This window comes from Mesorhizobium sp. M7A.F.Ca.CA.004.06.1.1 (assembly GCF_003999135.1).
Classification (GTDB): Bacteria; Pseudomonadota; Alphaproteobacteria; order Rhizobiales; family Rhizobiaceae; genus Mesorhizobium.
The window spans coordinates 1-7,706 of sequence record NZ_RZPQ01000227.1; the positions used below are offsets into that span (position 1 = coordinate 1).

Below are 7,706 nucleotides of genomic sequence, written 5' to 3' on the forward strand. Positions count from 1 at the left end.
TTGCATCACATATGTTTCGTTTGAATGTCGCGCGCGCGCGGTTCTGTTTCAACTTTTGCCGCGCCCGCGAAATTCAGGTGCTGGCGGCCATAAGGCCTCGGGCGCGCCCTTGGCATCCAGATCGGTCCGTGAGCGCGGAACTGGAGCGCGGTCTGTCCGTTCTCACCTTCATCTGGTTGTGGAAGGGAGATATCATGGCGCCGCGTCCGGCCTGGAGAGGCTATTTAAAGCTTTCGCTGGTCACCTGTGCCGTCGAACTCACCAATGTCGTCACCCACACGGAGCGGGTCTCGTTTCGCATTCTCAACCGCAAGACCGGCAACACGGTGAAGCGCCTCTATGTCGATGCCGAAACCGGCAAGCCTCTGGGGGAGGATGACGAGATCAAGGGCTATGAACTCGACGATGGCGATTTCATCCATATCGAGGAAGACGAGATCGAGGCGGTGCAGATCGAATCCTCGCACACGATGGCGCTCGACGGTTTCGTCGACAAAGCTTCGATCCAGCAGATCTATCTCGATACGCCCTATTATGTCGCGCCGGCCGACAAGGTGTCGGAAGAAGCGTTCGCCGTCATTCGCGACGCGATGGCGGGCAAGAAGATGGCCGGGTTGGCGCGTATCGTGCTCTACCGACGCGAACGGCCGGTGGTTATCGAGCCGCTCGGCAAAGGCATGGTGCTGACGACGCTGCGCTACGACAACACGGTGCGCCAGCAGGACACCGTCTTCGGCGACATCGAGTCGGTGAAGACCGATCAGGAGATGACCGACCTCGCCGAGTTGATCATCGACAAGAAGAAGACGAAGTTCGATCCCTCGAAATTCGACGACAAATACGAGGACGCGCTGCTGGAGCTGATCCGCGCCAAGAAGGCCGGCCACAAGGCGCCGAAGGCCAAGGCGGCGCCCAAGCCTTCCAATGTCGTCAATCTGTTCGACGCGCTGAAGAAGAGCCTGTCAGATTCCGGATCATCGAAAAGGTCTTCGTCGGCGAAAGCCAAGCCGGCGGCCAAACGCGCCAAGCCGAAAGCCAGCGCGCCCAAACGCAAATCGGCCTGAGGAACCCAACGGATGGCCAGCCTCGAACAATATCACTCCAAGCGCGATTTCAAGAAAACCGCCGAACCGGCCGGCAAGGTCGCCCGGACCAAGCAGGGCGGCGCGGGCGGCATCTTCGTCATCCACAAGCATGCCGCGACGCGGCTGCATTACGACCTGCGCCTCGAGCATGACGGCGTGCTGTGGAGCTGGGCGGTGACGCGCGGCCCGAGCCTTGATCCGCATGAGAAGCGACTGGCCGTGCATGTCGAGGATCACCCGATCGACTATGCGCCGTTCGAGGGCACCATTCCCAAGGGCGAATATGGCGGCGGTTCGGTCATCGTTTGGGACGAGGGCACCTGGACCCCCGAGATCGACCCGGCCAAGGCGATGAAGAAGGGCCATATCAGCTTCGAGCTCAGGGGACACAAGCTGCATGGGGCATGGCATCTGGTGCGACTGAAGCCGCGTGCGGGTGAAAAACGCGACAACTGGCTGCTGATCAAGTCGGACGATGCCGCCGCGCGTCCTGGCGAGGACATCCTCAAGGAGGCGCCGGAATCGGTGAAGTCGGGCCTGACGATCGAGGAGGTCGGCGAGGGCAAGGCCGCGAAGGGTGAGAAGCCGAAGGTCTGGCATTCCAACAAGCCGGCCGCCGGCAAGACGAAGGCCGCGGGCAAGAAACTCGACTTCATCGAGCCGCAGCTGGCCACGCTGGAGCGCGATGCGCCGCCGGGCAAGGACTGGCTGCATGAGGTGAAGTTCGACGGCTATCGCATGCAGGCGCAGATCGCCGGCACCGATGTGCGGCTGCTGACCCGGACCGGCCTCGACTGGACGAAGAAGTTCGGCGGCGAGATCGTCGCGGAGCTGGCCGGGCTGAAGTGCAGCGACGCCATCATCGATGGCGAGGTGGTCGTGCTCGCCGACAGCGGCGTCTCGTCTTTCGCGCTGTTGCAGCAGGATCTGTCGGCGAAGCGGACAAATCGCTTCATCTATTACGTATTCGATCTGATGCGCCTCGATGGAAGGGATTTGCGGCGCGAGCCGCTGGTCGAGCGCAAGCAGGCCTTGCAGGATTTGCTCGGCAAGCAGTCCGACAATCCGGCGGTCCGCTTCAGCGACCACTTTTCCGAACCCGGCAAGATCATGCTGGAGCATGCCTGCCGGATGGGCCTGGAAGGCGTCGTCTCCAAGCGTGCCGATGCACCCTATCGCAGCGGCCGCGGCCCGACCTGGGTGAAGTCGAAATGCACGGCGCGGCAGGAATTCGTCATCGGCGGCTATCTGCCGTCGGACAAGACCGGGCGCGGCCTGCGCTCGATCCTGGTCGGCTTCCACGAGGGCGGCAAGCTGCATTATGCCGGCCGCGTCGGCACTGGTTTCTCCGGCAAGGGCGCCAACGAGCTGAAGGCAAAACTCGATGCATTGACGGCAAAGACATCGCCCTTCTCCACCGCCGTGCCGAAGGGCAAGGGCCTGGTCTGGGTCAAGCCCGAACTTGTCGGCGAAGTGGAGTTTCGCAGCTGGACCTCGGACCGTATAATACGCCACGCCTCGTTCCAGGGATTGCGCGAGGACAAGCCGGCGGAGGAAGTCGTGCAGGAAAAGCCCAAAGCGTCGACAGGCAAGACATCGACAGGCAAGAGCACGGCCAAGCCGGCATCGGGTGGCAAAGCCGCCGGATCGATGACGACCACGGTAAAACTCTCGCATCCCGACAAGCTGCTGTGGCCGGATGAAAACATCTCCAAGCAGGGCCTGCTCGACCATTACGCGCAGGTTTGGCCGCGCATGGAACAGTTTGTCGTCAACCGGCCGCTCAGCCTGGTGCGGGCGCCGGACGGTGTCGGTGGCCAGCGTTTCTTCCAGAAACATGCCTCGGCCGGTATGAGCGACAAGATCGCGCGCATGAAGGATCCGACTGACGGCGAGGAGATCTTGTACATCCGGGATTTCGATGGTGTCGCCGCACTGGTCCAGTATGGCGTGGTCGAGATCCACATCTGGGGGTGCACGATCGACGAGATCGAAAAGCCCGACCAGATCATCTTCGATCTCGATCCCGATGAAGGTATCGACGTGAAAGCGGTCCGCGAGGCGGCACTCGATATCAGGGGCAAGCTCGACGAGCTGTCGCTGCCGAATTTCGTCAAGACTTCGGGCGGCAAGGGTTTTCACGTCATGGTGCCGCTGAGACCAGCGGCGGATTGGGATGAGGTCAAAACCTTCGCCCATGATTTTGCCCGTGCGCTGGAGCAGGGTGCCCCCGACCGCTACACGGCGACGCTGTCGAAAAAAGCGCGCACTGGAAAGATCTTCGTCGACTATCTGCGCAATGGCAGGGGCTCGACGACGGTCGCGCCCTATTCGTCACGCGCCAAGAAGGGCGCCACCGTGTCGATGCCGGTGACCTGGCCAGAGATCGAGGCCGGCTTGGCGCCGAACGCTTTCCCGATCGGCGGCAAGACTACGCTGAAACAGCTGGCGAAAGCCGATCCGTGGTCGGATTTCTTTAAGCAGGGCAAGGCTCTGAGGCGGGGTTAACGCTTCGCCCGTTCAAGACAGAAACACCCTCTCAAACGCCTGTCTACCCGGCGGCGAGAAGATCACCGCGCGGCTGTCCTTCTCGCGGCGCGCCCATTTCTCGGCCAGGATCTTCTCGAGGATGGCGGCGCCCAGCGTGCCGGCGAGGTGCGAACGGCGCACGCTCCAGTCGAGGCAGGCGCGGCACACCGGCCGGCGCGGCTTGGTATAAACGTCGATGCCTATCGCCGCGAAATGCGAAGCCGCCGATGGCCCGAGCCTGATCTCCTGTTCGTCGCGGACCAATACGTTCTTGGCGACGAGCCGATCGAGCATCGCCACCGCCTGCTCGCCGGCGAGGTGATCGTAGCAGACGCGCGCCACCCGCATGGCACCATCGCGCGGACCGGGGCGCACACGCTTTGGACCGACGGCTTCCGCGACGCCTGTGATGGCTTCGATCATGCCGGCCACCTGCGGTCCGGCGAGGCCGTAATAGCGATGCCGGCCCTGGCTCGCCACCGTGAGCAGCCCACCTTCCATCAGTTTGCCCAGATGCGAGCTGGCGGTCGGCAGCGAAACGCCGGCCTCGAGCGCCAGTTCGCTCGCCGTCAGCGCCGTGCCGCCCATCAGGGCATTCAGCATGTTTGCCCGTGCCGGGTCGCCGACCAGGCTGGCGATGCTGGCGATGTCGGGTCCTTCACGCATAGTTCGTTCCTCATCGAAGCGTTCTTGTCAGATAATCACTATTCTCAGGTGAGATCAAGGAGACGACGATGGCCGCACGAACCGCTTTCCCCTCAGCCTCGCTCCCCAGCCGTCAATTCTTCCCGTTCGTCACCTGGCTGCGTTCGCGGCTGCTGGCCCGCTGGTATGACCGCCATTTGCAGCGTCTGGACCTTGCCGAGATGGATGATCATCAGCTGCGCGATCTTGGGCTAACGCGGCAAGACGTGCGCCGCGAATGCGCGAAGTCCTTCTGGCAGCCCTAGCAGACCAGACGACACAACGTTTCGATGCCGCTCGAACTATCGACGCACCCCAAGGAGACCACAATGACCATCACCTGCTTCATCCGCTACGAGATCGACCCGTTCGGCAAGGCGGCCTTCGAGGAGTATGCGCGCAATTGGGGCCAGGCCATTCCACGCTGCGGCGCCGATCTGATCGGTTACTACGCGCCGCATGAGGGCTCGGCGACGACCGCGTATGCCGCCTACAACATCGAGAGCCTGGCCGCCTACGAAGCCTATCGCGCCCGGCTTGCCGCCGATCCCACCGGCAAGGCAAACTACGAATTCGCCAAGCGCGAGAGGTTCATCCTGAAGGAGGATCGCATGTTCCTGAAACTGGCCTCAGGCCCGCACGCGAAACTGGTGCTGCCGTGATTGCCGTGATCTTCGAGGTCGAGCCGGCGGAAGGCCGGCGCGACGCCTATCTGAGCATCGCCGCGGACCTGCGTCCACTGCTCGACGGCATTGACGGCTTTCTTTCCATCGAGCGTTTCCAGAGCCTGGCCGATCCGAACCGCATCCTGTCGCTGTCATTCTGGCGCGACGAGGAAGCCGTGAAGGCCTGGCGCAACACCGAGGAACACCGCCAGGCGCAGAAGGCCGGCCGGGGCGGTATCTTTGCCGGCTACCGTCTGCGCATCGCCCATGTGATGAGGGATTATGGACTGACGGAGAGAGACGAGGCGCCTAGGGATAGCCGGGCGGTGAATGGGTGAGTGGCAAGTTTCTTCCTTCTCCCCCTGTGGGAGAAGGTGTCGCCGCAGGCGACGGATGAGGGGTGTTCCAGGGAACGCCAACGTCTCACTCCGCTGGAACACCCCTCATCCGTCTCGGCGCTGCGCGCCGATCCACCTTCCCCCACAAGGGGGGAAGGGAAAAAACTATGCATTCCCGATCAGCACGCCGGCCGCGAACACCAGGGCGCCACCCAGCACCACCTGGAAGGCGGCACGCAGGAAAGGCGTCTGCATGTAGCGGTTCTGGACAAAGGCGATCGCCCACAATTCGAAGAACACCACCACCGCGGCAACCCCGGTGGCCGTCCAGAAATGCGGAATGACATAGGGGAGCGCGTGTCCGAGACCGCCCAGCGTCGTCATGATGCCGACGGTCAGACCGCGCTTGATCGGCGAGCCGCGGCCCGACAGCTTGCCGTCGTCGGAAGCGACTTCGGTGAAGCCCATCGAAATGCCGGCGCCGATCGAGGCGGCAAGCCCGACCAGCAGCGTCTGCCAGGTGTCGTGCGTGGCAAAGGCAGCGGCAAAGATCGGCGCCAGAGTGGACACCGACCCGTCCATCAGCCCGGCCAGCCCTGGTTGCACATAGGTGAGGATGAACTGGCGCTGCTCGGCGCTGGCCTCCTCGGCCTTGACGGCGCCCGGCACATGTTTCTGTTCCAGCCGCTGCGCCAGGGTCTCATGGCCCAGTTCGGCCACCGCCAGATCGTCGAGCAGTTTTCGCGTCGAAGCATCTGCCGTGCGCTTGGCCGCCTCGACATAGAAAAGGTAGGCTTGCCGCTCCATCGCCTCGGCATGGCTGCGCACGTGCTCGATGCCGAGCGGCCGGACCAGCCAGTCGGGCTTGCGCTCGTAATAACCCTTCACATGTTCGCGCCGGATCAGCGGTATGCGCTCGCCGAACCGCTTGCGGAAAAGCTCGATCAACGCATCGCGATGGCCATCCTCTTCCTCGGCCATCTCCTCGAACACTTTTGCCGATTGCGGGAAGTTTTCCGTCAGCCCGTCGGCATAGGCCCGGTAAATGCGACCGTCATCCTCCTCGGAGGAAATGGCCAGCGCCAGGATCTCCTGTTCGGAGAGCGATTCGAAGGGGCGGCGGCCGAAGCCGAAAACACGGGAAAGCATGAGGAATTCACCCTAGTTTAGAATAGTTCTAAACTAGGGTTTTGAACACCTTCGGTCAATTGCGCGCTTGGGTCGCGGTCAAGAATTGTTGAAGCCCCACGCCCGCGGTGACTCTTCATTATCAGTGAATGTTCACCTATATTGCTGGACTCAAGCCAAGAACAAGGAACCGGCAGATGACGGCAAAACAGCCTCCGCACCCCTATGATCCCAAGCCCGTTCTCGATCTCATCGCCAGCATCGAGGCCGACCTGCAGCGCCTGAAGGGCCTGGTCGAGCAGCAGGTCGAGAAATTCGACCCCGCCAACCCGCACAACAAGGCGCCGGACGGCAAACTGACGGAGGAGGGCGTCGAGTGCTGCTACCGCATGTTCGACGAGGGCAAGTCGCGCTACTCGGTCGCCCAGCAGATGAAGATATCCTTTGCCGCCGCCAGCCACCGTTTCAACAACTGGCGCAAGCTGGGTGGGGGCAAGAGGCAGAGGACTTTGCTTGGCTAGATTGGGTGGCCAATTTGGCCGATCTCGGCGCTGCCCCCTCATTGCCCTGCCGGGCATTTCTCCCCGTAAACAGGGAGAAAGAAGCTGGCGGGAAGCGCCGCACCCCCTTGCAACGCTGAAGATTGGCGAAACCAAAGGCGACAGCGTCCTTCTCCCCGTTTACGGGGAGAAGATGGCGGCAGCCAGATGAGGGGCGGCGCAAACGCCGATCATGACTCGCTAAACTTTGTAACGGTCACATTTTTCCCATGGTGCGCCACCTCCCTTTGCGGGCATCATGAAGGGCAACATCTTCCCACAGGACCCACCATGACCACCCTTCCCGGCATCGCCGACATCCACGCCGCCGCCGCGCGTCTCTCCGGCTTGATCATCGAAACCCCCTTGATCGAATCGCAGGAGCTGAACAGACGCTTCGGGGGCCGCATCCTGTTCAAGCCGGAGACGCTGCAGCGTACCGGCTCGTTCAAGTTCCGCGGCGCCTACAACAAGCTGTCGTCGCTCAGCGCGGAGGAGCGCAGCCGAGGCGTCGTCGCTTTCTCATCGGGCAATCATGCGCAGGGCGTCGCCGCCTCGGCCGCGATGTTCGGCGTCAAGGCGGTGATCGCCATGCCTTCAGACGCGCCGGCGATGAAAATTGCCAATGTGCGCAAGATGGGCGCGGAGGTGGTCCCGTTCGACCGCTTTCGCGACGACCGCATGACCGTGATCCGTCCTTACATGGAAAGAGGCATGGTGCTGGTGCCGCCTTTCGAC

Annotated in this window: 9 protein-coding genes; 7 read left to right on the forward strand and 2 right to left on the reverse strand. The window is 62.6% G+C overall.

From position 1 onward, the window contains the following. Positions 1–194: 194 nt before the first annotated feature. A complete protein-coding gene (locus EN906_RS15565) occupies positions 195–1,064 on the forward strand; it encodes a Ku protein (RefSeq protein WP_127268915.1) in 870 nt (289 codons plus the stop codon). Positions 1,065–1,076: 12 nt separating this feature from the next. Next, the gene (gene ligD, locus EN906_RS15570; RefSeq protein ID WP_127268906.1) at positions 1,077–3,593 is read left to right on the forward strand and encodes a DNA ligase D; all 2,517 of its coding nucleotides are present in this window, start codon (positions 1,077–1,079) and stop codon (positions 3,591–3,593) included. Positions 3,594–3,605: 12 nt separating this feature from the next. Here ligD and EN906_RS15575 read toward each other — a convergent pair whose 3' ends face one another. Next, positions 3,606–4,280: a winged helix-turn-helix domain-containing protein gene (locus EN906_RS15575; RefSeq protein ID WP_127268908.1), complete on the reverse strand. Its 675-nt coding sequence runs from the start codon at positions 4,278–4,280 to the stop codon at positions 3,606–3,608. 68 nt (positions 4,281–4,348) lie between these two features. Between EN906_RS15575 and EN906_RS15580 the strand changes: the two genes are divergently transcribed. The 3 genes from EN906_RS15580 (at position 4,349) to EN906_RS15590 (ending at position 5,301) form a co-directional block, all read left to right on the forward strand. Beyond that, on the forward strand, positions 4,349–4,564 hold the full coding sequence (locus tag EN906_RS15580; RefSeq protein WP_127268910.1) for a DUF1127 domain-containing protein: 216 nt from the start codon (positions 4,349–4,351) through the stop codon (positions 4,562–4,564). 63 nt (positions 4,565–4,627) lie between these two features. Continuing rightward, positions 4,628–4,960 (forward strand): NIPSNAP family protein, encoded by a 333-nt coding sequence (locus tag EN906_RS15585; protein ID WP_127268912.1) that lies wholly within the window; start codon positions 4,628–4,630, stop codon positions 4,958–4,960. Further along, complete coding sequence (locus tag EN906_RS15590) at positions 4,957–5,301, forward strand: antibiotic biosynthesis monooxygenase (protein ID WP_127268914.1); 345 nt, start codon at positions 4,957–4,959, stop codon at positions 5,299–5,301. Before EN906_RS15585 ends, EN906_RS15590 begins: the two co-directional genes overlap by 4 nt. Positions 5,302–5,466: 165 nt before the next feature. Here EN906_RS15590 and mbfA read toward each other — a convergent pair whose 3' ends face one another. After that, positions 5,467–6,450, reverse strand: coding sequence for an iron exporter MbfA (gene mbfA, locus EN906_RS15595; RefSeq protein ID WP_127269751.1), 984 nt, complete (start codon positions 6,448–6,450; stop codon positions 5,467–5,469). A 176-nt stretch (positions 6,451–6,626) separates the two neighbouring features. Between mbfA and EN906_RS15600 the strand changes: the two genes are divergently transcribed. Next, positions 6,627–6,950: a hypothetical protein gene (locus EN906_RS15600; RefSeq protein WP_023813492.1), complete on the forward strand. Its 324-nt coding sequence runs from the start codon at positions 6,627–6,629 to the stop codon at positions 6,948–6,950. Positions 6,951–7,259: 309 nt separating this feature from the next. Then, positions 7,260–7,706, forward strand: a 447-nt coding sequence (locus tag EN906_RS15605; protein ID WP_127375245.1) for a pyridoxal-phosphate dependent enzyme, incomplete at its 3' end; no start/stop codon positions are given.

Excerpts from the sequence above, each read along its gene's own strand:
- EN906_RS15565 (WP_127268915.1), top strand. The coding sequence starts at position 195 with ATGGCGCCGCGTCCGGCCTGGAGAGGCTATTTAAAGCTTTCGCTGGTC.
- ligD (WP_127268906.1), top strand. The coding sequence starts at position 1,077 with ATGGCCAGCCTCGAACAATATCACTCCAAGCGCGATTTCAAGAAAACC.
- EN906_RS15575 (WP_127268908.1), bottom strand. The coding sequence starts at position 4,280 with ATGCGTGAAGGACCCGACATCGCCAGCATCGCCAGCCTGGTCGGCGAC.
- EN906_RS15580 (WP_127268910.1), top strand. The coding sequence starts at position 4,349 with ATGGCCGCACGAACCGCTTTCCCCTCAGCCTCGCTCCCCAGCCGTCAA.
- EN906_RS15585 (WP_127268912.1), top strand. The coding sequence starts at position 4,628 with ATGACCATCACCTGCTTCATCCGCTACGAGATCGACCCGTTCGGCAAG.
- mbfA (WP_127269751.1), bottom strand. The coding sequence starts at position 6,450 with ATGCTTTCCCGTGTTTTCGGCTTCGGCCGCCGCCCCTTCGAATCGCTC.
- EN906_RS15600 (WP_023813492.1), top strand. The coding sequence starts at position 6,627 with ATGACGGCAAAACAGCCTCCGCACCCCTATGATCCCAAGCCCGTTCTC.